This is a genomic window from Chryseobacterium sp. AG844, assembly GCF_003182335.1.
In the GTDB taxonomy this organism is placed as follows: Bacteria; Bacteroidota; Bacteroidia; order Flavobacteriales; family Weeksellaceae; genus Chryseobacterium; species Chryseobacterium cupriresistens.
The window spans coordinates 1-25982 of record NZ_QGTV01000020.1 but is presented as its reverse complement, the minus strand read 5'-3'; the positions used below and the strand labels follow the sequence as shown (position 1 = coordinate 25982).

Below are 25982 nucleotides of genomic sequence, written 5' to 3'. Positions count from 1 at the left end.
AAATTTTAATAGCCGGGGTTTTGAACAAAGGCACCGTTACTTTGGTTCATGGCATCCAAAGGAATCGGGAATAATTCGTTTTTACCTGCTTTGAATCCATAAGGCGCAAGGACAGCAGCTGCCTCACCTGTTCTTACAAGGTCTACGAAACGGTCACCTTCCATAGCAAGCTCTACTCTACGTTCATGCCAGATTGCTTTTCTAAGAGCAGTCTGTGTTGAGGCTGTAGTACCTGCCAATTGAGCTCTTGTTCTTACCTTATTAAGGTTAGCTGTGGCTGTAGCGGTATTACCTAATTCATTAGCAGCTTCTGCATTGATTAAAAGAATCTCAGCAAATCTTAAAATTCTGATATTCTGTTTTGATCCGTAAGCACAAGCACTGTTGTTTAAAGCTTTCGGAAGATATACTTTTTGGTTAAATGTTGTAACAGAATTTGGGTCTCCCATTGCAATTAAATCACCTTCCGGAGTAGTTTCTCCATTTCTAAGAATCGTAAGTTCTTTTCTGATATCACCAGGTTCAAATGCGTTTTCCAAAGCCTGAGAAGGGGTGAAGAATCCCCATCCGAATTGGTTTCTTACCCCCTGAACTTCTGCATACTGACTTCCTGCCAGCGGATTAAGCTGAGGAGCACAATCACAGTTAACTTCAAATACGGATTCTTTTCCAAATTCTCCAGCGATTCTGAATACACGATTGAAGTCTGACTCTAAGTCATATCCCATTCCTATTAGTTGGTTTGAAGTATCATAAGCCTTCTGCCAGTCTTTCTTGTAAAGATAAACTTTCGATAATAATCCTAATGCAGCACCTTTAGTAACTCTCCCCAGATCTGTAGCAGGATAAGTTTGAGGGAGAATTTCTGCAGCACTGGTAAGATCAGAGATAATAAAATTGTAAACCTCGTTTACAGAATTCCTTGGAATATTATAATTTGTCTGTAATCCGTCAAATATTGGCACACCACCATAGATTCGTACCAAATTAAAATAAAAATAGGCTCTCAACATTTTTGATTCAGCAACAAGTCTGTTTTTAAGCGTTGAATCCATATTTATCTTTGGAACGTTAGTAATAACCTGATTCGCTCTGTTTATAGCCTGCCATTGACCAATCCAATAACTTCTTACTCCGTCATCACTTACCGTAAAGGTAAAATTATCATACACATTGATAAAAGACGCATCTCCCGGATTAGATCCTTTCACCACATCATCTGCCGGAACACCATAAATAAACTGGTAAGGAAATGCTGAATTTTCCCAGCTTCTTAAGAAGTTATACACGGCATTCGTTGCCTGCATAGCATCCTCCTGAGTCTGGAAAAAAGATGTCGCCTCTACTTCTCCTTCCTCTTTGATATCTAGATAATTATTGCAGCTGGTTAAAAGAGAAACCATTGCAATGGATAAAAATATTTTTTTCATTACTTTTCTAATTAAAATGTTAAATTCATACCAAATGTGTAGATTGCAGAGATAGGGTAAATGTTCTGATCTACTCCCATTTGTACTCTATCTGAATTCAAGATTTCAGGTGAGAAGCCATTGTACTTAAAGCTAGTCCATGGATTCTGAGCACTTACATATAATCTTAATTTAGTAATAGACAAAGATTTTGCAAATGTTTTTGGTAAATTATATCCAACCTGGATATTTCTGATTCTGATATAACTTCCATCCTCTACATAGAAACTGTTTGGCAAAATAATCGCCTGGTCATTGGTCACCATAGAGTAAGAATTTGATGTTCCTGCACCATGCCATCTGTTATTGTAGAAATCTAAATCCCAGTTTTCATTTCCATAACGCTGTTCACGGTTGTAGTTATAGATTTTATTACCAAATACTCCCTGGAAATCAATAGCAAAGTCAAAATCATAAATATTCATATTAACTCCAAATCCATAAGATCCTTTTGGAATAGGACTTCCCAGGAATGTTTTATCTCTTGTATCAATAACACCGTTTCCATCTAAATCGGCAAATTTAAATGCTCCGGGTCTTGCTCCATTCTGTGTCGCTGAAGCTGATACCTCATCAGCATTTTGGAATACTCCCACAACCTGATATCCGTAGTAAGAACCAACGGCCTGTCCTTCCTGTAGTCTGATAACAGAATTTCCGAACAAACTAGCTCCTGCTTCCAGGTATGATCCTCCATATACTGAAGTAATTTTATTTTTTAACCCTGTATAATTACCATAAATTCCTAAAGTAATATTCTCATTAATCTTTGTATTATAGTTTACAGCAACTTCAAATCCTTTGTTATTAAAGGAGTAAGCATTTGTTACATAATCTCTCCAGTTACTTGCACCGGAAACAGTACCCTGGAAAATTCCATATACAACATCTTTTGAGTCTTTATTGAAATAATTGGCATCAATTTTTAATTTATTGTTAAATAATGCCATTTCTAAACCTACATCTCCTCCTGAAGTTGTTTCCCATCCGATAGATGGATCAATAATCTGGTCGATTGTTGCCGCAGGATAACCATTATTTCCATAATATGCACCTCCATCAATAATTGTTCTGTTCAGAGTAAACTTTCTTTTCACATTAGGATTTCCAAGTTTACCATAACTTGCTCTAAGCTTTAAAAGGTTAAACAGATTTTGCCCGCTCATAAAGTCCTCTTTTGAGATTACCCAACCTGCACTTACTGCCGGGAAAATCTTAAATCTATCTGTAGAAATCTGTGATGACCCGTCTCTACGAACAGAAGCATTTAAAAGGTATTTTCCTTTGTAATCATAATTTAATCTCGCAAAAAGTGATTCAATACGATATTGATCCTGATTAAGATCCAGTTTAGGTCTGTCATCAGTATAAATTACCAGATCAGTACCATTAAGGATATTTAAAGATTCATTTGTTCCATCATAATATACTTTCTGAGCAGATGCATATGTTTCAGAATAAGAATTTCTCGTTCTTGAGAAACCTCCTAAGATCTCCAGATTATGATCTCCGAAGTTCTTTTTCCAGGTTAATGTATTATCCCAGACATAATTTCTGTTTCTGGAATCTCTTGTTACTAAAACAGGATCTTTCTGATCAGATACCGGAACATAATTAAGTCTTGGTGTATATTCATACTTACTTCTATTGGTGTTATCTGTAGTATAACTAACTCTTACAGTAAAATCATTTAAAAACTTATATTCTGCAAAAACGTTATTCAAAAGTCTTTCTTCCCTGATTTGAGAACGGAACATATCCAATTTCGCTCTTGGATTTGGTATGGAATACCCATTGAAAAACTGATAATCACCAGTTGATGGGTTCATTACCGGAAATATAGGAGGAGCTGTATATGCATCCAGTAAAGGATTTTGAGCTACATCACTACGAATTTTTGAGAATGTAAAATTATTACCAATGGTAAGATTATCCGTTATTTTATATGATAAATTTAACTTGGTATTCATTCTGTTGAAGCCACTTCCAGAGTTAATTCCTCTTCCGGCAGCTAAATTTCCTTCATCCTGTAAGTTTCCAATACTTCCATAATAATTTAATTTCCCGATACTTCCTGATGCTGAGAAATCATTGGCATTTATAATACTGGTTCTAAAAATCTCATCAAGCCACTTTGTATCTGCAGGATAATCAGCTCTGCTCAGAAATTTTGTAGGATCAGTATTTCCTTCATTTCTTAATTTTTCATTATATAATTCAATATACTGATCAGCATTCGCCATTTCCGGAACATTGGTAACCTTTTTGATTCCTAAGTAAGAATTAAGGCTAAAAACAGGCTTCTTACCCCTTCCGGTTTTTGTCTTAATAATTACAGCTCCGTTAGATGCTCTCGCTCCAAAAATTGCTAAACTCGAAGGATCTTTCAATACACTCATTGATTCAATATCCTGAGGATTAAGGAAAGATATATCATCCGTAATGGTTCCGTCAACGATGAAGACAGTTTGTCCTGTTAAAGATCCAATCCCTCGAATATCAACTCTCGGAGAACTTCCTGGGGCTCCTGCATTGGTAATATTCACACCTGCAATTTTTCCCTGAACAGAACTCATAGGGTTTGAATTCGGCTTATCAGCGAGATCCTTTGCAGAAACCATTCCGATACTTCCCGTAACGTTTTCTTTTTTCTGAGATCCATATCCGATCAAAACTACTTCCTCAATCTTCTGCTCTTTGACTGCAGTGTCTTTTGGAGTAGTCTGAGCATTGACGTTCATACCGAAGTATAAAGCAGCAATGAGACATGAATACTTTAAATTACTTTGTTTCATATAGTTTCAATTTTATTCAAATAAATTCAAATTTGCACCTGTCTCTAAATAGTGGAGTTATTTAAAATCTCAAAAAAAGACATTAGCCAAAAATATAAAAAATATCCAACACTGTTAAACTATCTTAAATATTTAAAAATAATTATACTTTATTAAATGAAAAATGCCAAAAATATAGATTTTATAATTTTTAATTTAAAATCAAGATCCTTTATTCATCATATTTACAAATGAAATTTTAACATTTTTGACACAATATTCACCAAAACATGTACTCAATTTAATATTTTGTTAAATTGGGAATAGTAATTACCTTTGGTGCAGTTTTTGACAAATGCATCTTAGAAATACATAATAAAAAAATCAATGAAAAAATATATCATTGCAGCCGCTCTTTTGATTGGAACCGGTGCTGTTATTACCACCACTGTACAATCCTGCACTTCATTGGCAACATCAGACATGGGGCTTTCTATTATCAAAAGAATTCTGCTTAATGGTATTGATAAGGGAATGAGTATCTATGGCAACAAAGAAGCGTTCCTGCAGAATAATATGGTTGATAAAGCCCTTCCCAAAGAGTTGAGAGACATCAATTCCACACTGGAGAAAATTGCTCCTTCACTGGTAGCCAAAGAACGAGATTATATAGCACAGGCAGCAGCTTACACAGTGAATACATCAAAACCTATTTTGCAGGATGCCGTAAACAGCCTGAATGCTCAGGATGTAACGCGAATTATGCAGGGAACCACTGCTACACAGATTCTGAAGGAAAAAACATCCCAACAGCTTATTGCGGCCATTGCTCCTAAAGTAGATGAAAAACTGAATGAATATGGAATTGTAAAAACCATTAATACAGCGCTATCAGGCAGTAATTTTTTGGGCAGTCTTTTAGGGGGAAATAACAACACTGTCAATTCAGGAGGATTGAGTAAACTTGCTTCTGAACAGCTGGTGAATGGATTGTTCAATATCATTGAAGATTATGAACACCAGAACTCCAAGTCCCTGCTGGGACCGTTTGGAAAATAGGAAAATTTTCGCTATTTTTATACTATATTAACAATTGCAGATGGATATATTACAAGGAAATCAACACGCAAGCCCTGAAGACTTTTATCAGTCTTTGAGGGAGAAACTGGAGGATCATCATGATTTTCCGGAGGATTATTTATTTAAATTTATTATTCCTACAGACCAGGCAAAACTTACTGAAATTTACAGAGTTTTTGATGGTATTAAATTTACACTGGGAAACCGCGAAAGCAAAAATGGAAAATACACGGCCTGCAATATCAATGCATTTGTTCTGGATGCCAATCAGGTAGTGAATATTTATAAAGAAGTAGCAAAAATAGAAGGCGTTATTCTATTGTAAAAACAAAGGCCGTTTCATCATGATGAAGCGGTTTTTTATTATTAATACATAAAAACAGAATATGATGAACATCCAACTGATCCTATTTAATGTCATTTTAGCAACCTCTGCTACAAACTGTATGCACAAAAATAACAGCGAAAATAATACCCCAAATATCTCTTCTGCAGTTCAGCAACAAAAGATTGAACAGATCCGCTTAACAGAAAGGACAAGAGGGTTCAGCAGGGACATTGTTTTCACACCCTCTTCAAAAGAGTCCAACATCAATGAAGAGATTACAAATACCAAAATCTCCACCGCCGAATGGCTGGCAGTTTCCAGGCTGGCTCAGAACATTGACCTACCGAAGATATCTGAACTCAAATCTCCAACTACAGGCAGATATTCTGACCAGGCAATGATATCATCTATGATCATTACCGCTGGCGGAAAAGAGTATACCTCCTCAGAATTTGATTCCGGACGTCCTCCAAAAGAACTGGAAGCTTTATATAAGGCGATAAATGGCCCGGTTACTACAAAAACCCCATAACATAAAAGATCCGCTCTTTCATGGACTGCCCCTAAAAAGTGTCTAAACTTTTGGGTGTAGTCTACAACAGAACGGATCTTTTTTATTTATTAAATTTCGTTTATTTTTCAATAAAGAATTTTACATTTTCAATAGGTCTTCCCAGCATTGCTACTGAACCTTTTACCAGAATGGGTCTTTGTATTAAAGATGGGTTTTCGGAAAGGATCTTTATCCATTCCTCTTCCGAATAGTTTTTATCTGCATAGTTCTCAACGTAAAGCTTATCGGTTTTACGGATAATATGAAAAACACTCTGATTCAGTTTCTTCAGCACCGTTCTTATTTCAAGTGGGCTTAACGGATCTTCAACAATATTAATGATCTCAAAAGGCACTCCGTTTTCGTCAAGATACTCCAGTACAGCATTTGACTTTGAACAGTTTCCGTTATGTAAAACTTTAACTACCATGATACATTATTCAAAAATTAAACTTGGTCTTAACAAATTTAAAAAGATTTACCCTGAGTCTGTCTTAATGTTCTGATAAAAATATGTTAAAACAATCCGTGTAGCTCTGCTTCAATCTTCTCCAGAATAAATCCGAAATCTTCAGGTTTTTCAACGAAATCAAGATCATCCACTTCTACAATCAGCAATTTTCCTTCTGTATAGTTGGAGATCCATTTTTCATATTTCTGATTCAGTTTGGAAAGGTATTCAATACTGATAGATGCTTCATATTCACGACCTCTTTTATAGATTTTTTTAACCAGGTTAGGAACATCAGATTTCAAATAGATTAAAAGATCCGGAGCAGACACGAAAGACTTCATGAGATCAAATACTGATGAGTAGTTATTGAAATCCCTGTCTGAAAGAAGGTTCATATCATTCAGGTTTTCCGCAAAAATATGAGCATCTTCATAGATCGTACGATCCTGAATAATGTTTTTCCCGCTTTCTCTGATCTCCTTTACCTGACGGAATCGGCTCCCCAGGAAATACACCTGCAGCGCAAAACTCCATTTGCTCATGTCTGAATAAAAATCTTCCAGATAAGGATTATGATCTACATCTTCAAATTGTGCATCCCATCCGTAATGCTTGGAAAGCATCGTTGTCAAAGTTGTTTTTCCTGCTCCGATGTTTCCTGTAACTGCAATATGCATAATATTCTTTTTCCTTGTATTTACGAATTAGTTGATAAGTTTTTCGACAGCCTCAGTCTGAACCTGAGAAATATCTTCAATCAATTTCTGTAAAGTATTGTCTGAAGGTTTCTCTACTGTATTCTCATCTGGCTTTTCTTCCGTCTTTTCTACTGGCTTTTCTGTAGATGGCGGAGGAGATTCCGGCTGAGTTTCGAGCTGTTTTTGCTGTTGGGCTTTCTTTACTTTTTCAAGGCTGTAAAGATAGAGTTTGTTCCCTTTGATTGCAAAATAAGAGAGGATGTTTTTATCCACAATTTGTGCGTCCTGGTCTTCGAAAATAGTGATCATCCCTTTTTCAGGGACGTATTGTGAAATGAAATTACCGGCAACCACAAGGATCATATCATTCTCTCTTCGAAAACGTTTTCCGTTTTCCAAAGGAGCTTCGAAAAGCTTTTCGAATTTAAGGCTGTAAATCCTGATGTGCTTTCTCGTTAAAATATAGACCTTATTTTCATAGACCAGCATGTCCATTAAATCTTCAAAACTGATATCAAAAGGATATGAGTTGATGGTGGTATCATTTCTGAAATTATATTGTATCAGACGTTTTGTACTGTCGTCCAAAAGCCAGAGCTGCTGCAGATCTTCGGCATAAGCCATTCTGATAAAACCAAATTTCTGTTTAAAATCCAATCGTTGAATCTCATTCATATTCTGGTCTACAAATTTCATTTCCTGGGCATTTTCAGAAAACAATGGCACATTCAGAGGATTTTGTACGGTCTGTACTTTATAGGGTACAGTAAGCATCATTTTTCCGATCTGCTTTCCAAGGGAATCATATTTGGTAAAACTAAAATCTTTGTTTTTATAGATATACAGATTTCCGTAGTCATCGGCAAGCATATCTTTTGCCTCCTTCAGTTTCAAAGTATCTAAAGGAAGTACATCCTGCGCAGAAACTGAGCAGAAAACTAAAAGCAGTATCAGATATAATAATCTCAAATTCTTTTTTACTAAGATAGCGCTCCTGAGGGAACGCTACCAATTTACATACTTTATTTTATTCAGACAGAAATTGTTATTAACTTTTCTTATTTAATAACAATTTCATAAATCTTCGACCAGTTTTTTCCTGTCACCAGCATATTATCTCCTTTGAAGGCAATTCCGTTCAGTACATCATCACTTCCTTTGGTATTCTGTTTTGCGATTTCAGTAAAGTCAAAAGTTCCTACGACTTCTCCATTGGCCGGATTGATCTTTAAAATGATAGGCTTCTGCCATACGTTGGCATAAATAAATCCGTTGTGGTATTCCAGTTCGTTCAACTGATCATATGCCTGTGAACTTCCTGCAACCGCAATATACTTAATCAGTTTTGAAGGATCGTTGACATCAAGGAAATATAAAAGTTTACTTCCGTCAGAAGCGATCAGGTTCTTCCCGTCATACGTTAATCCCCAACCTTCACCCAATACATTAGGATAAGCAAATTCTGAAAGCAGCTTTAATGAACTTTTATCATAAACATATCCTTTTTTGCTTTGCCATGTCAATTGATATACTTTGTCTCCTACGATGGTACTTCCTTCAGAAAAGTCTTCCTGAGCCTGTTTTGTAGAAGCCAGCGGAGTTGTTGTTCCCAGCGTATATTTTAAAATCTGTGAAGATCCGTTCTGCCCGTCACTTTCATAAATGGTATTTCCTTCAATCTGGAAACCCTGTACAAAGTTTTTAGGATCGTGAGGATATTCCGCTACAATCTGATAAGGAATATTTTTTTCAGGATTTTTTGCAAATACATTGATGGTAGCATCCTGATTTAGCACTTCACCTCCTTTTGTTTTAATATTGAATGTAACAGCATTGTCTCCTAAGGTGAAAAATTTAGGATCAATTGTTAAATCTGTTGTTTCTTTATCTCCAAAGCTGATTGTTACGCTTTCTGCATTTTCCGTTACCTCTTTCGGAAGCTCAAGCTTATCTCCGAAATGGTATCCCTTCGCCTCCATTGAAGTATTATAAGTGTTTAATGTATTAAGAATCTCCTTATCCTTATTACAAGACGCCAATAATAAAATCGCTGCGAAACCCGCTATTATACTTTTTTTCATTGAATTTCTAAATATTTCTCCAAAAATAGCAAATTTTATTCCGTATTGCCAATATTATCTGCGGGTTCACCAAATTGTAATATGTACCCATTATTGTCATATATCGCAAATTCTCTCATTCCCCACTCAAAAGTTTCAATCTCGTAGCATATTTTCGCTTTTGTTTTAAGGTCTTCCCAAAGATCATCCACTTTATTTACATTGAAATAAAACGAACCGGAAAAACCAATGGAAGTATTTTTTTCATGTTTGTCAGGCTGAGACAGCATGATGTATATTTCATCTTTACGAAGGGAAGCCCATTGCCATTCGTTATTCCTGTCGATAAGGCTAAACCCAAGAACGCGCATATAGAATCCTATGGTTTCATCAAGATTTTCAGTCCATAAAACAGGGCGAAGTGCGGTAAATTGTGTCATGATTCCTGTAATTCGAAAGTATTTTTATTGATTTTCATATTCAGTGAAACCCATGTTTCCTGACCAATCTTTGCTTCGCTTTTAACGTATGGGTCAAAAGCAAAACCTACTTTTCTGTAACATTCAATAGCTCCGGTATTCCAGTCGTAGACATTCAGCTCTGCTGTTTCTTTATCAAAATGACTGAAGCCATATTTCAAAAGCTCCTGCATCACCTTCTTTCCATAACCTTTTCCCCTGTTATTTTCATCCCAGATCAGAATTCTTCCCAACAGGAATGTTTTTTCTTTCAGAAATATCTGGGCATGCCCGATTGTACGTCCTGTCTCATCTGTAATTTTAAAAAGAGTTCTGTTTTCATTGAACAGATCAGTTTCCAGCTGTTCTTCTGTGAGAGGAAAACGATATGCCGGGCCGGCAAACTGAAGAAGCATTCTTTCGTCTTTTATCTTTGAAATCAGTTGTGGAGCATCTTCTATCGTAAAAGGGTGTAATGTGATCATGATTTATTTTTCTAAAAATTCTTTTAAGCTTTGTCCCAAAATCGTATTCCAGCCCTTTACAAAATTCTCTCTTGAAAAGCCTTCTCCTAAGTCTTTAAAGTTTTCAATATCTTCATGGGTCAGCTTTACTAAAGTTTGACCGTCTTCTGGCAGCAGTTCCCAGGTTACAATGGTCTTCATGGCTGAAAAATCAGGATAAGACCATGTATGCTTTAATTTTTCATTGGGTATTATTTCTAAAATCTGTGCGTGGTGATGGTATTTATTCTCACCTCCCGGTTCATAGAAGTTGAATTCCTTACCTGTTTCCAAAACAAAATCCTGGATATCAAAATACCAGGATTTCATTTCATTTTTATCGGTTAATGCTTTCCAGACTTTTTCAGCCGGAGCATTTATGGTGTACTGAACAGTGATGGGTGTACTCATATTATAGGTTTAATATGTTTAAATGTACACATTTTACCTATAATCTTTAACCACAAAAGTCACAAAGTTTTATCTACTAAATTATTAAGTTTAAATTTCTACTCATGAGAAGTACACGTAAGCCTTTAAAATTTCAGAATTTTCCTTTTGTGAACTTTTTATTCCTGCAAGTTCATTTTAACTTTTATCTTTTGTGACTTTTGTGGTTTATTTTGTAATTACCCATGTGAAAAACCTGTGATCTTGGCTTCGTCAAAATCCAGCTGCATTTCAATGGTTCTCATCACATGATCATCAAAGATCTTTTCTCTTTTCATTCTGTGCAATTCGTTTCTCTGTGCCTGAATGATCTGGCGTAAGACATCTTTATTTTCGTTGATTGCGGACACATAATCTCCTGTGGAAGCCATGCATTGGGCTTTATCTGCCATCAGCATCATTTCATTTTCCAGCTTGTGCTTTTGATGACGTACGAGGCTGTTCGTTACGGCTAATTCAGAAAAGTCATTATCCAGTTTGTGCAAAGCTGTTTCTTTCAGTTTACGCATAAGGATTACCTCCTGTTTTTCTTCCGGCAATTCGCTTCCGGCATCCTGAATATTTAATAATTTCAAGATGGGCGCCAACAATAAACCTTGCCCTACCAGGGTGATCAATATGATCACGAAGGTTACAAACAAAATAATATTCCTGTGTGGAAACGCTTCTCCGTTAGGTAAAAAAGCAGGGATCGATAATGCTGCAGCCAGTGAAACCACTCCTCTCATTGCTGCAAAACTGATGATAAAAGGCTCTCTCCAATCCGGTTTGGGAACTTTTAACCTTAATTCTTTAGAGCAGATTCTTGGGAAGTACATTAATGCGTAACTATACAAAATTCTTGTTCCGATAATAGCTCCACCAATCACTACACTGTAGAAAATACCTTCAGAAATGGTATATTCTTTCATCCCTTCCACTACAATGGGAAGTTCAAGACCAATCAGGATAAAGATGATGGTATTCATCAGGAATATCAGTACACTCCATACATTCCCCGACTGAATCCTGGAGGTATGGCTTAAATAGCAATGTGAATTATAAGACATCAATAAACCTCCGGCAACTACAGCCAATACTCCCGAAAAATGGAAATGTTCTGCTCCCACATACATAATGTAAGGTACGATAAGGGTAATAATGGTATCGATATTGGAATTGGTCGGAATAACTTTTAATAAAGCACCAAACAGAAACCCAACCGCCACTCCTACGGCAATTCCACCGATGGCCATGGTAAAGAAATCCTGAACGGCATCTCTCCAGATAAACTGTCCTGAAATAACGGCGGCCAGTGCAAATTTAAATACAATTAAACTGGAAGCATCATTGATCAAACTTTCTCCTTCCAGAATATTAGTGATCTTTTTAGGAATTTTCATATGTTTCAGAACCGAAGTAGCAGCTACTGCATCCGGCGGAGAATTGACACCTCCCAACAGGAAGCCCATTGCCACAGTAAGTCCGGGAATAATGGAAGATGAAAGATAAGCAACGACTATGGAGGTTAAGAATACCAACCCAAAGGCCATTGAAAAAATCTGTTTTCTCCATTTATGAAAATCCTGCCATGAGGTAAACCAGGCTGCCTCAAACAAAATTGGCGGCAGGAAAATAAGAAAAACAAGATCAGGCTCTATTTCAATACGCGGCATTCCCGGCACAATGCTTATCAGTAATCCTGCAATGACAAGAAAAATCGGGTAAGCTACTTTTAATTTCTGGCCGATCATTACCAATATCATCACAGACAGCAGGACTGCAATGGATATTATAACATAGCTGTGAATCATTTTGAGTTCGTTTTTTTAAGTATTATGTTTATTTTTAGGTATCAAATATTTATTATTTCCCATACCTGATAGGTTCAGATATATTCGAAGTCTGTCATTAATCAATATCTGAGATCATAAAAAGATCAATCTAAAGCACGATATTATTCTTCGGAGTAATGGCTGGCGGAAGATCAGATTCATCCAGCATATCTCTCATATCGATTTCAATCGTACGGCTGATCTGGGTGATGGGAACGTCATTGGGACTTCCTTCAAAGGGGTTTACCGAAGCCTCTCCTACGCTGTCCAATGTATGGAAACACCAGGTTACCAATAAAGAAAACGGAATATTAAACCATAATGTCAAGCCTTCTACCGATGTTCCTTCACCTAATTTATCAAACTCCTTCAATAATCCGAAAGGCACAAAAACAATGAATAAAAGCAATAGATACGTTGTAATTGAAGAGAAATTTCTCGGATAGGGAAAGTTTTTAATTCTTTCAGCTTTTCCCTGATTATCGGTAAATTTCACCAATTGCTGGTTGATCTGTGTCCATTGAAAATCATTGATTCCTCCTTTTTCGTAAACTTCGGATAAAGCTTTACTCTGGCTGGCTATCAGTTGAGTCGCTCTGTTTTTTTTGCTTAGAATATACTGAAGTTCAGATTCTGAAAGATACTTTTTCAATTCTTCATCCAGTTTGGACTGTCTCTCCGGAATGTCATATTTTTTAGCATATTCATCAAACTGATCTGTTCCCATGTTTTCCCATGCTCGCGGTTCACGAAGCTGAAATCTCAATGCAGTAAGCCATGCATAATGACGAAGGAACATTTCTTTTACTTTACCGGAGTCTTTAGAAAGAAGTGCATCTCTCAGGATATATCCAAAGCTGCGGCTGTCATTAATAATAGCTCCGTAAATCTGTCTTGCTTCCCAGAGTCTGCTGTAGCTGGCATTGTTTTTAAATCCAACAATAAAGGCAACTGCTGTTCCCATGATCGCAATCGGCTGCCATGGAACGGAAAGGAACTTCCAGCCCAAAAAGTACAGGACTGTAGGAATAGCTGATAATATAACCAAAGCGTAAATGCTCCGTCTGGTCCAGATAATGAACTCCCGGGCTCCGAATCTTTTTCCTGAATGCATAAGTGTTTATTTTATAGGGTTTATTAAATTTTCAAATAATGATTTCCAGAAGCATTCAGCAACAGTTTTATTAGTTTTTGGTGAACGGGATATTATTATAAAAACCAATCTGAATCTGTCCGCGGTTTCTGTTCTCCTGAATCTGGTTCATATAACCAGCTTCAATCCTCATGTTTTTGTTGATGACATATCCTAACGCTCCATACACTCTGTTTCTGTCGAAAACCGGGCTGTTGAAGTGCAGAAAAATTTCGTTATATACTGATGCGTAAAGGGTTTTCGGAAGTAACTCTTTTTGAGTAATCGGAATATTCAGTCCCAGCATGTAGCGGAATCTCATTCTGAAATCATCCTGAAGAAAACGTTCTTCCAAACGATATCGGTGCTGAAGATAAAAACGTCCGAATTTCTGTTTGGTAATATACTGCTGGAAAATCCTGTGTTCAATATTTTCTTTTTTTTCACCGTATACATAAGGCTGGCTGAGAATGAAGCCGTATCCCAATAAAACATTATTATTGTTCTCTGTAAGATCATATCCGATCCCTGTACGGATCAGTAACTGCTCGAGATCTCCAACCGCATCAAAATTACGGTACTGAATTTCATTGTGCCAGTTCAGCTTCTTGCTGATCTTGTTATTTCCAAAATACATATACCATGCTCCCAGATCGTTTTTTTGAGCAAATGTCAAAATGGATCCCAAACCTAAAACTGTGAACGCCAACTTCGTAAAAACCTTTCTCATATTTACCAATTACTATTATCTATCGTTTTAAACAAAATTAATATTTTAAATCAATAATAGCAAACAATATTTTATAAGTTAGTTTAAAGAAGTACGGATGCAATGTTCTGCATCCGTTTTTTTTGTAAAGGATTATCCTGGAACCTGTTCGGTAAGAACATCTGTTTCATTCTGGTCAAAATAAGTACAGGTCATTGCATGAAGATTCATTGTCCAGCCATTGATTCCGTTTTCTGCACAGTCTTTACAGAAAGTTATATAATCTGTTGCTCCCTGCTGGTGAAGTTTAAGTCTTATTTTAAAATTTTCAAGATTTAAAGTATCGGAAATGGGAAGAGCCTCGTATTTGTTTCCAGTCTGCACAGATTGGTTGTCAGTATTAAAGTACTCAGTATTTCCGTCTGAAACATATGCTTTGTAGTGAGAGACACCTAATGTTTTTATAGCCTGAATATATTGAGGGAAATCGGCTCCGCTTTTTACTTTTTGGTGCTCTGCTTTAATGTTTTCAATAGTAAATTTCATCTTTTGTATTTTCTGTTTTAACTATAAATTATTGTTTTTCAGAAGCAAACTATCGGGCTCTGCTTATCAAAACAAAGGCTAATTTAATCAGAAAATATAAATTTCATTTAATTTTTAATAAAAACAGTTGTAGGAATAGTTATTCGAACCTGTCTTTTAAATAATTCATATCTGCAATTTTACTTTCTATGGCATAGACTACCAGGCCTGCAGTATTTTTAGCTCCTGTTTTAAGCAGAAGGCTGTTACGGTGTCCTTCAACCGTTCTGGAGCTTATAAAAAGCTGATCTGCAATCTCAGAAGTGTTGTATTGTTTGCAGATGAGTTCCAATACCTCTTTTTCTCTTTTGGAAATATGATTGGCATCAAAAATACTGGAAACCTTTTTCTTAGGTTCTGTAAGGTTTTGATGTAAAGCTTCCATGACCTCATTGTTATAAAAGAAACCTTTGCTGTACACTTCCCGGATTGCCGTGAGCAATTCTGCAGGGCTTGAGTTTTTTTTAAGAAAGGAACAGGCCCCGGACTGTATCATATTGACAATAAATGCTTTCGTGTTATAGCTCGTTAAGGCAATAATTTTAATCTGGGGATATTTGATGTGGATCTGTTTGGTAGCTTCTACTCCGTTAATTTCCGGCATATTGAGGTCCATCAGGATAATATCAGGCAGTTTTTCCAGGGTTACAAGCTCATCCAGCAGCTCTTTACCGTTACTGAAATCACTTACCAGTTCAATATCTTTTTCTCTCTGTATCAACAATGAAATTCCCTGACGAAAGAGTGCTTCATCGTCTACAATTATGACACGAATTATATCCTTTTCCATTTTATAACGATTTAAAATGTAAATTCTACGGTAATTCCTTTATTGTTTTCACTTTCAATTTTCAGTGTTCCATTGATCAGTTCTACCCGGCTTCTGATATTTCTTAAGCCTAATCCACCTTTCAATGTATTTTCATTAAGATCAAATCCTTTCCCATCATCTTTATAGATACAGGTATTTTTTCCGTCTTTTCCCAAAAATTCTATATCAATATGCATACTTTCTCCGTGTTTTATGGAATTGTTAATGAGCTCTTGTAGTATTCTAAAGATATGCAAATTTTTTTCTTCTTCCGCTTTTGCAAAGTATAAGCTGTTGGAATAAGTTACCTGCAGGGTTTTGGATAGGTTGATTTCTGAGCACAATGCATCTATTGCAGCATGAAGCCCAAACTTTTCTAATATCGGAGGAAGGAGATCATGTGAGATCTGCCTTGCACTTTCTGCTGTTTTATTAACCAGATGTATGATTTTATTTTTCAGATCGTTGTATTCTTCCCTGTCCAGATTATCAAAATCCAGGAGATGGATATTTAAAGAAACCACACTGAGTTTTGAACTGATGTCATCATGCAGATCCTGGGCAATTCTCAGTCTTTCTTTTTCCTGGGCACTGATAATGGCGTGGGTAAGCTCTTTCTCGTATCTGACCTCCAGCTCCTTTTTCTGAATAAGGTTTCTTGTTATCTTCTTATTAGAAAAATAATAAAATATAATCAGGGTAACGGCCAGTAAGGTAAATGCCAGAAAGGTATAAACGATAGTGGAAATAATTGTATTCTCATTCATTTTGTAAAATCATAACAGTGATTACACATTTTTTTTGCGGGAAGACAGATAGTCTGTCAGAATAAAAATCTGATACACAATAAACATAACAACATTGAAAACCCATATCTCTTTATGCAGTTTTCTGTTCATCACCGTATACAGGTTTCCTGACAAAAATATTACGGTACTGCTTATCAGATAAAGTAAAAGTCCCAGGCTTATATAATTGTATTTCTTTTGGGTATCCAGTATATTATACAAATGAAATAATGCCAGAATTATGATTGAATAAGACGTAACAAAAATTTCAAAAAGATTAAAAACATAATACTTTTCGGGGTATATGATATACTGTATAACAAGAACTACGGGAATGATAATTAAAAGTGTACGTGCTGTTTTTTTCTGGTATTTTTCCGTTACAATTTCATGGAAGAATAACCCCAGTAACAAAAACTGACCTATCAGATAATAATGTGAGAAAAACAGATTATTGATCTTCTGTGAGTTCAATACGTAAAAAACAATTTCACACAGTAATATCCAGGCCAGATAACAGATGAAGAATGTATAGGCTTTTCCTCCTCCGGAAAAACCTATACAGTATACTGCCAGGTTAATCAGCAGAATGCCTTTTCCAATTAACGACAATATTTCAATCCAGTGATCCAATGATCTCTAGTTTACAGGTTCCACCATTTTGCAGTAGAGCATACGCTTGGGCAGGGTGTTGTCATGTCATATACATAATACCCTTTATCATAATCCACAATATCATTGTTATCTGCATCTACGCCCACCAGAAGAAATTTAAATTCACCTTCATCGGTAATGGCATTATATCCTCTGTATCTCTCAAATCCTTTGTCATTAATAAAAATATCATGAACGTCCTTTGCCGGGATAAGGTGGGCCCGGATAGATGTTCCATCGATAATTTTTGTATTCTGCCAATTGCTGATCCATTTTTTAGCGTCATCTAATAAGACTGCATGTTTAGGTAATTCCATAGTTTTTCTCGTTTTAAATTATATAATAGGTTTAGAATAAGTGACTTCAGCTACACATTACAAGTTATGAAAAAAAACTAACCATACTGTGAAATACATTCATTTTAATTAACATAATATCCTTTTTTCAAAATTATAATAATAAAAACCACCAAAATTGCGTATTTCTACCTGTTTTTCAATTCGGCTTTTAATACGCTGTTGTCCTTTTATATTTCTCGCTTGCTTTGTGGTATCCTTTTACGGGAAAAATCCGTGAACATATAAACAGTCATGGAAGCTTATGATCTTATGCTAACATTAAAAACCTGTATCATGAAAACAATTATCTTTTTTGTAATCTTTACTTTCTTAAGTAATATTGCATCAATCAATGCACAGACAACTACTGTAACTTTTGAAACTTCATCTGGCGGAAGCACAAGCTTTACCAGCAGCGGATATACTTTCAATATCGTATCACAGGCCGGAACTTTCAGAATTCAGGGCAATTATCCAAACACCGGCTGGAACGGAACAGCTAATGATAACGTCTATATTGACAACACAGGTACAACCAATATCAGCTCTCCCTCTTTCAGTGTTAAAAGCAATTCTGCATTCACTGTATCAAAGTTTTGGGTATTTTTAAGCAATACTGCTTTAAACCAGTCTACCTCATCAGGAACACTTATTATTACGGGAAAATTAGGGGGAGTTACAAAGTTCACCACCACAAAAACATCCGGATTTAATACTACATTTAATGCAACTACGGGAACGACAGGTATCAACAACGGATTTACCCTGATTGATCTTTCCACCCTAAATAATCAGAATAACAGCAATACTACCATTGATGAAATCCAGCTGCAATCCACCGGAGGGTATGTTTATATGTGCCTGGATGCATTTACATGGACAAAAATTTCCACATTGGCCACCTCAGAAAATGACCTCAAAGGCAAAGGGAATATTTATCCTAACCCAACTTCCGGAATATTCTATATTGACGGTCTGAAGCAAAGTGAAAAAGTTTCTTTATATGACCAGTCTGGGAAACTTTTACAATCGGTAGCAACTGAAAAAGATGAAAACCAATTCGACATTAGCGAACTCCCTGACGGAATTTACCTTATCACAACAGCATCAGGAAGCTACAAAATCATTAAAAAGGAATAAAAAAAGCAACTTATCAGTAAAAAAACCGACAGGCTCCTGTCGGTTTTTTTATTATTTTGAGTGCAAAGATAAATTTTATGAGTGCTGCATTTTAGCTGGATCGTCATAATTTACCATCCAGTTGATTCCGAATTTATCGCTGAACATTCCGAAATAAGCTCCCCAGAAGGTATCAGCCATTGGCATTGTTACCTGCCCGCCTGCAGAAAGACCACCGAATAATTTGTCTGCTTCTTCTTTAGATTCAGCGTTCACAGAAATAGAGAAGTTGTTTCCTGCCTTGAAGTTGGAAGACCACTCTCCTCCTGTATCGCTTCCCATCAAAATCGTTTCTTTAGAGATCGGAAGAGAAACGTGCATAATTTTGTTTTTGTCTTCTTCAGGCATTTCTTTTCCTTCCATTGGAGGCATTTCTCCAAATGTTCCGATATAAGGATATTCTCCTCCGAAAACAGATTTATAAAAATCGAATGCTTCTCTGCAGTTTCCGTTGAATGTCAGGTAAACGTTTACTGTTGCCATAATTGTTTTGTTTTTTTAAGTTGAGTTTGTTTTATTGAGGTTTTTCAGACAGTGCTTTTAATCGTGAAAGCCCTTTCTGATAATCTTTTCCGATAGCATTCTCCATATTCATAAACAGCTTCATCAAGGTAAATGGATAAGGAATCTCAGAAGTAAATCCCCATGTTGCCCTACTTCCGTTTCCTTCCGGAACTACTGTTACGTAAGCATTTGCTTCACTTTCATAAGGGGTAAGAAATTTGATTGCCGTATCTATTCTTTTACCAGCTTCATCTACTTTTTCCAATTCCTGGCAGCCTTTTCCTGCCTGTTTATTTTTACTATCCCAGCAAACTTTTTCTCCGTGCTGGCCGGTTGTTCCCGTCCACTCTTTTTTCATACCCGGATCAAGATCATTCCATGGACTCCATTGATCCATTGCTTTGAGGGTATTGGTATTCTGCCATACTTTTTCCACAGGTGCATTAATGGAAATCGACTTTTCATATTGACAGTCACCCGGAATAAAAGCAGCCCAAATCAGCAAAATGATTAGTAATGTGGCTAATAGTAAAAAAATACGTTTAAATGTTTTCATCATCAATGTGTTTTAATTATTATCTGTGTTGATCTATAAGAATCATATTTCCATCCGGATCTTTCAGATAGATATGTTCCGGCCCGGAGGTGGTTTCATCGGCTTCTCTACCGATTTCTACTCCGCTTTCCTTTAATCTTTTCTGAATTTCACGCACATCATCAAAAGATTCCAGATTCTGTGCATTTTCGTCCCATCCCGGATTGAAGGTAAGCATATTTCCATCAAACATTGCCTGAAAAAGGCCTATCAGCGTAGAACCGTTTTTCATGATCAGATAGTTTTGTGCTTCTGTTCCTGCCATAGTTGTAAACCCAAGCTTCTCATAAAAGTCTTTGGATTTCTGAAGATCTTTTACGCTTAAGCTGATTGAAAATGCGCCTAGTTTCATAATGTTTGTAAGTTTTTAAAGTAAGCCCCCGAGGTCTGGGGTATTGTTAAGTATGATATAGATAATGAGGTTCTTTTACTGATTTTTAAGATGGGTCTTAAATTCAATAGTTCCGTCATAACTTTTCCAATCGCCTGTAAGTTCGATGTACTGCTCTTCAATTTTCTCTGTCTTTCTATTCCATTTGAAATTGTAGACAAACTTCCCTTTGAAAAGTCCGGAATGTTTTCCTTTATTCTCTTCGGCCAGCTCATATTCTCCGTATACTGTTCCCTGTTTTTTGGAATCTTTATATTTTGAAATGGTAATTTTCCCTTCAAATTTTGCATAACTGGTATCTACAAGAGAATATCCTGAAACGAAATATTCCTGATCATTTTTTTTATTCTGCTCAGAGATATTGATCTTCAGTTTCAGTTCCTGGCCTTTATTTCCAATGGTTCCTATATAAGGTTTACTGTTATTCAGCCATGTATTGGAAATATCAGGCATCTGACCCAATACAAAATTGGCAGCCAGAATGAAAAGTAATAAAAGTTTTTTCATACAAAGTGTGTTTAAACGCCAAATTGTGCCAGGTGATGGTTCAGGTGCTTGGCAAACATGTTGTTCCATTCCTGCGAATTCAGTTTACCGAAAGAAAAAGATTCTTTACCGTCGAAAGCATCTGCTCCCAGCTGCTGAGTCTTCTGGATAAAACCAATCAGTCTTGTTTTTTCTTCATGAAAATTCTTTCTGGTGGTAATCAAAAACTGTGGAGCGGTAGGCGAATCTCTTGGATATGCTTTTTCTCCCACTACTTTAGGTTTTACAAAAGTTTTTAATATAAATTTTGCAATCGCTCCCGGCTTTTTGTGTTTTTCCGGTTCATATACCATTTCATAGGTTATGCAGCAGTGAGCCAACATCTGATCAACAGTCATTTTCCCCCATAAACCGTGAGTATCTTCTACTAATTTGTTGATCCTATCTATATAGTTTTGAGCATCTTTCGCATCAAATACATTTTCCATATAATTTCTGTTTTACTATGGACAAATATATCAGTTTTTTTGTTTGATTTTTATCGTTGATTGAAAAAATTGAGGGGTGCTTGTTATGAGATACGAGTTACGGGGTACGGAATTCGAGTTCGAAATTTTTTCGGCTATTTTTCGGGTTATTTTTTACGTATTTTCTCCTGCTCTTTAATTGTCGGGATAGATACTGATCATCTGTCAGCCTATATACTACAAAAGTAACCAGCAAACCAGCATTCTATCAACCTCTAACTTAAAAACCAGCAACAAATTAACCAAAAACTACTCTATCTCTTCCCGAGAAGTATCCTCAATTGTAATTTCCTGGGGTGCAGATTTTTTGAAAATAAACCATAGTTTGATCTTTAAAGCAATCCAGCCTATGATCGCATATATTACTAAAAGGATACTTAGATGTTTCAGATATGGGAAGGTAAGCTCTACCGAACCCTTTTGAATCAATAAGATCTTGAAAGCCTGTAAAAAGGGAGTTAACGGAATAATATTCGCGATAAACTGTACAAAAGCAGGCATTGCATTCAAAGGCCATGTAAAACCACTGATAATGAAAGCCGGCGAAGCAATGACCATAAGAATCTGTGTCGCCTTCAAAGCATCCGGAATCAGAATACTGATGAATACTCCCAGAAACGAAACCGATCCTACAAAAACCGCTGTGAGGAGAATAAAATTGAGTATTCCTTCCGGCATCGGAACATGAAAAATCATGTGCATAAAGTAATAAATACCTACAATAAGAACAGAAAACACCCAGATCGGAATGACTTTTATCAACATGGTCGGGAAGGCCCATTTTTTCATTTTCAGATATTCTTTCACAAAAGATCCTCTTTCGAATTCAGCAGCAAAACTCACTGCCATTGCCAATAAAATAACCTGCTGTAACACTACTGCCAGCATTGCAGGCCACATAAAGATCAGATAGTTTCCTGTAGTATTGAAAAGGGTTATATAATTGGCTTTGAAAGGTTCATATTGTGTTGCAGCCTTTGCAGCTGGCATTCCTGCTTTCTGAAGGGCTTTGATGGAAGCTCCGGCAGAAAATGTTCCGATGGTCAGCTGAAGTGCTTTGGATGCAAAATTGGCCGTTAAAACATTTCCTGTATTGATATACACATTCAGTTCAGGATATTTTTTTTGCAGCATATCTCCTTCAAATCTTGAGGGAATAATAACCACAGCAGCTGCCTCATGCCTGATCACCTCATCTTTTATGCTTAAAGGTTCCTGCAGATATCTGATAATTTTGATGCTTTTATTATCATCCAGCATTTCCGTCAGTTGGTTGGATAACGGTGTATTGTCTCTATCAACAACCAAAACAGGAGTATTTTCAACTTTTCCGCTTTTGTAGACAAACCCCAGCAAGGTGGCATAGAAAACCGGTGCCAAAAAGAACACCGTCCTTAAGGTGGAATTGCCGATAAAAAGTTTGAACTCACGTTTCAAAAGACGGAAAAATTCTTTCATCTGTATATTTTTATAAGTGGAGAACGAAATGAAATTCAGGAAACTTCATCTGTCCTTTCAATTTATTTCAGGATTACATTGGCATTGACTAAAATATTTTTAGCCTTATTCATGTCTTTGGGTTTTACTTTGATCTCGTAGATAGCGTCTTGTAACTGATAGTCCGGGTAAGCCGTAGTGATATCAGCATACTTTGTCAGCTGTTTAATATACACGATAGTTCCTGTCAGGTTTTCTTTGTTATAGACTATCTGCATGGTGACCTCCTGTCCTTTTTTATATTTTGAAATAGCACTTTCCGGGATGGTAAATCTGAAAAAAGTACTCTCAGGAATATATCCGTTGAACAGAGCAAAACCAGCGGTTGCCAGCTCGCCTGTATTCAGGCTGATGGTCTCAATTTCCATATCATTGGTGGCAATGATATACCTTTCGGAATAGGCTACATTTGCTTCCTGTAAAGCGCCTTTAGCCTGTGATGCCTGTCCGGCTGCCATTTCTACTTTTTCGAAACGGGTTCCTCTTTTCACATCATCCAGTTCTGCCACTACAGCATCATATTGTGCTTTTGCACCCTGTAATTTTGCGTAGATTTCGTCATGGGCCTGTGGAGACATTAAACTGTCGCGGAACATATTATTGGCTCTTCTGTAGGATTTCTGAGCAAATTCATATTGTTCCTTCAATCCTTTATATTTGGCCTGAAGCTGTCTCATCTGATCGGCTGTCGCTCCGTTTTTTGCCATTTGCTCCTGAGCTGTTGCGGCACTCACTGCCCCTTGCGCCTGTGCAATTTTTGCAGAAACTTCCGGTACATCAAGTTGCGCCAGTGTATCTCCTTTTTTCACAGTCTGACCTTCAGAAACATATATTTTCAGAATCCTTCCGGTAACTTTAGGGGCAAAAGAGATCACATCCTTTTTGGTTTTTCCTTCCGGATCTTTGATTTTCTCGTTTTTTTTGTCACAGCTCCCCAATAAAAACAGAGCAGCGAAGAGTATAAATATATTTTTATGCATCATTTAAATTTTTAAGGGATTAAATAAAATTTGGTGATATCCAGTTCCTGGGTAGACCTCATCAGTTCTATTCCCGCTCTTCTCTGGTTGAAAATGGCATTCTGATATTCGAGTTCCGCAACTTCAAGATCATTTTCGGCATCAATAAGCTGTGAAGATTTACTCATTCCGTATCTGAATTCTTTTTCTGCCTGTACGAGTGCATTTTTAGCCAGCTCTTTTTCTTTGGCTTTCAGGGTAATCTGCGCAGAAGCGATATCATAATTGGTTTGATTATTAGCCAGATTCAAGGTCAGTTTTTTCAGGGCGTCTTCTTTCTGGTTCTGCAATACTTCTTTGCCAACTTTGGCAGTTTCTTCTGCATGTTTTCCTTCTTTACCATCGAAAATTTCCCATTTAAAACCTACACCTGCTGTAATCAATGGAAACACGTTGATGTTATTAGGTCTCCAGTCCAGTTTTTTTCCTTCATATCCAAGTATAGGAACTGCCGGGATTACATTTTCCGAAGATTTTATCCTGTTCCCGTACAATCCGATATAGTAGGCAGAAGCCATCAGTTGTACTTTAGGAATCATCCACGTTCTTTCTGCTTTTATTTTATAGTCTGCCGCACTGATTCCATGTTCCAGAGCTCTGATTTCAGCTCTCTGCTCAATTCCTTTTTCTGCAGCCAGCAATTCTACAGGAGATAGTACAGGATCAATCATTCTGAGCCTTTCTCTTTGAATCCCTGTCAAAATATATAGCTGGGTAAGAAGAAGTTCTTTTTTCCCTTCATATTCTACCATTTTAGCATCCAGAGTAGCCTGGGCGAGTTCAATTTTCTTATGGTCATAAGGCGTTATCAAACCATAGCCAAGCGCTTTATCAGCCGTTTTTCGGTTGATATCCAATCTTTTTTTACTTTCATCCAGAACCTTTTTAGACTGATGAATCAATGCTAACTGATCATAGGCTTTGGATATGGTGGCAATCACCTCATCTTTTGTTTTTTCCAGAAGGATATCTTCGGACTTTTTCTTTTCTTCCACTGCTTTTTTCATGTACTTCACCTTTCCTCCTGAATACAGCAGCATTTTAGCATCAGCCTTAGCAATACCTGAAAAACCTGATACGTTGAAATTATTGTTGAAAGTCCCTTCAGGAATATTGATAAAGGGAGCGAGATTGAATTCCGGTGACGTCAGTCTTGCTGTTCCGTTGAGATAGCCTGCTTTACCACTTAGTTCCAGGGTTGGAAGAAAGATATCTTTCAGTTTGTGCTCGTCAAGATCGGTAAGTTTGTTTTGGGTAATCTGCATTTTGAGGTTCGAATCGCGAACCATAGCACTATCCAGAAGTTCTTTAAAATCCGGTGCAGACTGTGCCCAGCCAAAAGCGGGGAACGCAAAAAAACTAAACGTAAAAATCAATAAATTGTTTTTCATGGTTTATGTTTATAACAAATATAATGCAAAAATTGTTAAAATCCTTAAAGATAATTCTACAAGATGGTGAATTTAAAGTAAGTTTAAAATATGTTTAAGTTTAAAACCCTGCAAAATAAAGTTTTGAACAAAGCGTTTAAATGTTAATTAAAAACTAAAAACTTTGAAAAAAATATTTAACTCTACTTTTTCCATACAGTTTTCCACCGCATATTTCTTAGAAAATAAAGAGGATAAAGCAATGTTTATTTGAAAAACTAAGTTTGAATATTGGAAGCTGAATTCCCGCGGAACGACAAACGGAGTGATAAACTTTTGATAATACATAATCTGCTCTCTGTCAAATTGAGAGTAAGTTTAGGCTAAAGCCAAAAGAAACTTAAATCTTTTAATTAAATGGGCTAAAGCCCATTTCTATTGAATAAAACCGTACTTATTCCCTTTATATTTTAAATTTTGGAGGCTGGATTTCTGTGGAACGACAAACGGAGTGGATAACCTTTGAAAAACAATCTTTACTGCGAGAGATCATATTCAATAGGAACGGACTTTAGTCCTTTAATAAGAACAAAATTTTCAACGGCTTTAGATTCTGTGTTAACTTCCAAATATTTTTTATACATTTATATTTATAAAAGCGACCTTGAGTTAGCTTGCGTAGGGTGAACGTCTTTGATTTTTACCCTACTTTCTTCAAAATCTATCTGGTAAAAAGTTTTATTTTTAAATAAAATA

At 36.4% G+C, this 25982-nt stretch carries 29 protein-coding genes; 4 read left to right on the top strand and 25 right to left on the bottom strand.

Annotated features, from left to right (window positions below):
• Window positions 1-5: 5 nt before the first annotated feature.
• Window positions 6-1430 carry a RagB/SusD family nutrient uptake outer membrane protein gene (locus DEU40_RS17510; protein WP_110011036.1) on the bottom strand — a complete coding sequence of 475 codons (1425 nt, stop codon included), beginning with the start codon at window positions 1428-1430 and terminating at the stop codon, window positions 6-8.
• A gap of 11 nt (window positions 1431-1441) precedes the next feature.
• Window positions 1442-4264: a SusC/RagA family TonB-linked outer membrane protein gene (locus tag DEU40_RS17505; RefSeq protein WP_110011035.1), complete on the bottom strand. Its 2823-nt coding sequence runs from the start codon at window positions 4262-4264 to the stop codon at window positions 1442-1444.
• Between the two features lie 366 nt (window positions 4265-4630).
• On the opposite strand from DEU40_RS17505, the gene DEU40_RS17500 reads away from it, so the two are divergent.
• From DEU40_RS17500 to DEU40_RS17490, 3 genes are all read left to right on the top strand, one after another.
• Window positions 4631-5302, top strand: a complete 672-nt coding sequence (locus tag DEU40_RS17500) for a DUF4197 family protein (protein WP_110011034.1) — start codon at window positions 4631-4633, stop codon at window positions 5300-5302.
• A gap of 40 nt (window positions 5303-5342) precedes the next feature.
• Window positions 5343-5648 (top strand): DUF493 family protein, encoded by a 306-nt coding sequence (locus DEU40_RS17495; protein ID WP_047433612.1) that lies wholly within the window; start codon window positions 5343-5345, stop codon window positions 5646-5648.
• Window positions 5649-5709: 61 nt separating this feature from the next.
• Window positions 5710-6183, top strand: coding sequence for a hypothetical protein (locus DEU40_RS17490; RefSeq protein WP_110011033.1), 474 nt, complete (start codon window positions 5710-5712; stop codon window positions 6181-6183).
• Between the two features lie 100 nt (window positions 6184-6283).
• On the opposite strand, the gene DEU40_RS17485 is transcribed toward DEU40_RS17490, so the two are convergent.
• From DEU40_RS17485 to DEU40_RS17415, 15 genes are all read right to left on the bottom strand, one after another.
• Window positions 6284-6634 carry an arsenate reductase family protein gene (locus tag DEU40_RS17485; protein WP_110011032.1) on the bottom strand — a complete coding sequence of 117 codons (351 nt, stop codon included), beginning with the start codon at window positions 6632-6634 and terminating at the stop codon, window positions 6284-6286.
• Between the two features lie 86 nt (window positions 6635-6720).
• A complete protein-coding gene (locus DEU40_RS17480) occupies window positions 6721-7335 on the bottom strand; it encodes a deoxynucleoside kinase (RefSeq protein ID WP_002977952.1) in 615 nt (204 codons plus the stop codon).
• Between the two features lie 27 nt (window positions 7336-7362).
• The gene (locus DEU40_RS17475) at window positions 7363-8325 is read right to left on the bottom strand and encodes a hypothetical protein (RefSeq protein ID WP_202839399.1); all 963 of its coding nucleotides are present in this window, start codon (window positions 8323-8325) and stop codon (window positions 7363-7365) included.
• Between the two features lie 89 nt (window positions 8326-8414).
• Window positions 8415-9437 carry a glutaminyl-peptide cyclotransferase gene (locus DEU40_RS17470; protein WP_110011031.1) on the bottom strand — a complete coding sequence of 341 codons (1023 nt, stop codon included), beginning with the start codon at window positions 9435-9437 and terminating at the stop codon, window positions 8415-8417.
• Between the two features lie 35 nt (window positions 9438-9472).
• Window positions 9473-9856 (bottom strand): VOC family protein, encoded by a 384-nt coding sequence (locus DEU40_RS17465; protein WP_110011030.1) that lies wholly within the window; start codon window positions 9854-9856, stop codon window positions 9473-9475.
• Window positions 9853-10359 carry a GNAT family N-acetyltransferase gene (locus tag DEU40_RS17460; RefSeq protein WP_110011029.1) on the bottom strand — a complete coding sequence of 169 codons (507 nt, stop codon included), beginning with the start codon at window positions 10357-10359 and terminating at the stop codon, window positions 9853-9855. Before DEU40_RS17460 ends, DEU40_RS17465 begins: the two co-directional genes overlap by 4 nt.
• A gap of 3 nt (window positions 10360-10362) precedes the next feature.
• Window positions 10363-10788: an SRPBCC family protein gene (locus DEU40_RS17455; protein ID WP_110011028.1), complete on the bottom strand. Its 426-nt coding sequence runs from the start codon at window positions 10786-10788 to the stop codon at window positions 10363-10365.
• A gap of 218 nt (window positions 10789-11006) precedes the next feature.
• Entirely contained in the window at window positions 11007-12620 is a 1614-nt protein-coding gene (locus tag DEU40_RS17450) for a Na+/H+ antiporter (protein ID WP_110011027.1), read from the bottom strand.
• Between the two features lie 130 nt (window positions 12621-12750).
• Window positions 12751-13755, bottom strand: a complete 1005-nt coding sequence (locus tag DEU40_RS17445; RefSeq protein ID WP_110011026.1) for a bestrophin family protein — start codon at window positions 13753-13755, stop codon at window positions 12751-12753.
• A gap of 70 nt (window positions 13756-13825) precedes the next feature.
• The gene (locus tag DEU40_RS17440) at window positions 13826-14503 is read right to left on the bottom strand and encodes a DUF2490 domain-containing protein (RefSeq protein ID WP_110011025.1); all 678 of its coding nucleotides are present in this window, start codon (window positions 14501-14503) and stop codon (window positions 13826-13828) included.
• Window positions 14504-14635: 132 nt separating this feature from the next.
• Window positions 14636-15028 (bottom strand): DUF1398 domain-containing protein, encoded by a 393-nt coding sequence (locus tag DEU40_RS17435; protein WP_110011024.1) that lies wholly within the window; start codon window positions 15026-15028, stop codon window positions 14636-14638.
• 139 nt (window positions 15029-15167) lie between these two features.
• On the bottom strand, window positions 15168-15857 hold the full coding sequence (locus DEU40_RS17430) for a response regulator transcription factor (RefSeq protein ID WP_110011023.1): 690 nt from the start codon (window positions 15855-15857) through the stop codon (window positions 15168-15170).
• Window positions 15858-15868: 11 nt separating this feature from the next.
• Window positions 15869-16645, bottom strand: a complete 777-nt coding sequence (locus tag DEU40_RS17425) for a sensor histidine kinase (RefSeq protein WP_110011022.1) — start codon at window positions 16643-16645, stop codon at window positions 15869-15871.
• 21 nt (window positions 16646-16666) lie between these two features.
• Window positions 16667-17299: a hypothetical protein gene (locus DEU40_RS17420; protein WP_146207871.1), complete on the bottom strand. Its 633-nt coding sequence runs from the start codon at window positions 17297-17299 to the stop codon at window positions 16667-16669.
• An 11-nt stretch (window positions 17300-17310) separates the two neighbouring features.
• On the bottom strand, window positions 17311-17637 hold the full coding sequence (locus DEU40_RS17415; RefSeq protein ID WP_110011020.1) for a hypothetical protein: 327 nt from the start codon (window positions 17635-17637) through the stop codon (window positions 17311-17313).
• Window positions 17638-17952: 315 nt separating this feature from the next.
• Here DEU40_RS17415 and DEU40_RS17410 point away from each other — a divergent pair, with 315 nt between their 5' ends.
• A complete protein-coding gene (locus tag DEU40_RS17410) occupies window positions 17953-18798 on the top strand; it encodes a T9SS type A sorting domain-containing protein (RefSeq protein ID WP_110011077.1) in 846 nt (281 codons plus the stop codon).
• A gap of 75 nt (window positions 18799-18873) precedes the next feature.
• On the opposite strand, the gene DEU40_RS17405 is transcribed toward DEU40_RS17410, so the two are convergent.
• The 8 genes from DEU40_RS17405 to DEU40_RS17370 form a co-directional block, all read right to left on the bottom strand.
• Window positions 18874-19320 (bottom strand): VOC family protein, encoded by a 447-nt coding sequence (locus tag DEU40_RS17405; protein WP_110011019.1) that lies wholly within the window; start codon window positions 19318-19320, stop codon window positions 18874-18876.
• Between the two features lie 31 nt (window positions 19321-19351).
• A complete protein-coding gene (locus tag DEU40_RS17400; protein WP_228406553.1) occupies window positions 19352-19900 on the bottom strand; it encodes an SRPBCC family protein in 549 nt (182 codons plus the stop codon).
• 16 nt (window positions 19901-19916) lie between these two features.
• Window positions 19917-20288, bottom strand: coding sequence for a VOC family protein (locus DEU40_RS17395; RefSeq protein WP_110011018.1), 372 nt, complete (start codon window positions 20286-20288; stop codon window positions 19917-19919).
• Between the two features lie 75 nt (window positions 20289-20363).
• A complete protein-coding gene (locus DEU40_RS17390) occupies window positions 20364-20834 on the bottom strand; it encodes a hypothetical protein (protein WP_110011017.1) in 471 nt (156 codons plus the stop codon).
• An 11-nt stretch (window positions 20835-20845) separates the two neighbouring features.
• On the bottom strand, window positions 20846-21301 hold the full coding sequence (locus DEU40_RS17385; RefSeq protein ID WP_110011016.1) for a DUF1569 domain-containing protein: 456 nt from the start codon (window positions 21299-21301) through the stop codon (window positions 20846-20848).
• A 288-nt stretch (window positions 21302-21589) separates the two neighbouring features.
• On the bottom strand, window positions 21590-22798 hold the full coding sequence (locus DEU40_RS17380) for an ABC transporter permease (RefSeq protein WP_110011015.1): 1209 nt from the start codon (window positions 22796-22798) through the stop codon (window positions 21590-21592).
• A 62-nt stretch (window positions 22799-22860) separates the two neighbouring features.
• Window positions 22861-23817 carry an HlyD family secretion protein gene (locus DEU40_RS17375; RefSeq protein ID WP_110011075.1) on the bottom strand — a complete coding sequence of 319 codons (957 nt, stop codon included), beginning with the start codon at window positions 23815-23817 and terminating at the stop codon, window positions 22861-22863.
• 11 nt (window positions 23818-23828) lie between these two features.
• Window positions 23829-25247, bottom strand: a complete 1419-nt coding sequence (locus DEU40_RS17370) for a TolC family protein (RefSeq protein WP_110011014.1) — start codon at window positions 25245-25247, stop codon at window positions 23829-23831.
• Between the last annotated feature and the right edge of the window lie 735 nt (window positions 25248-25982).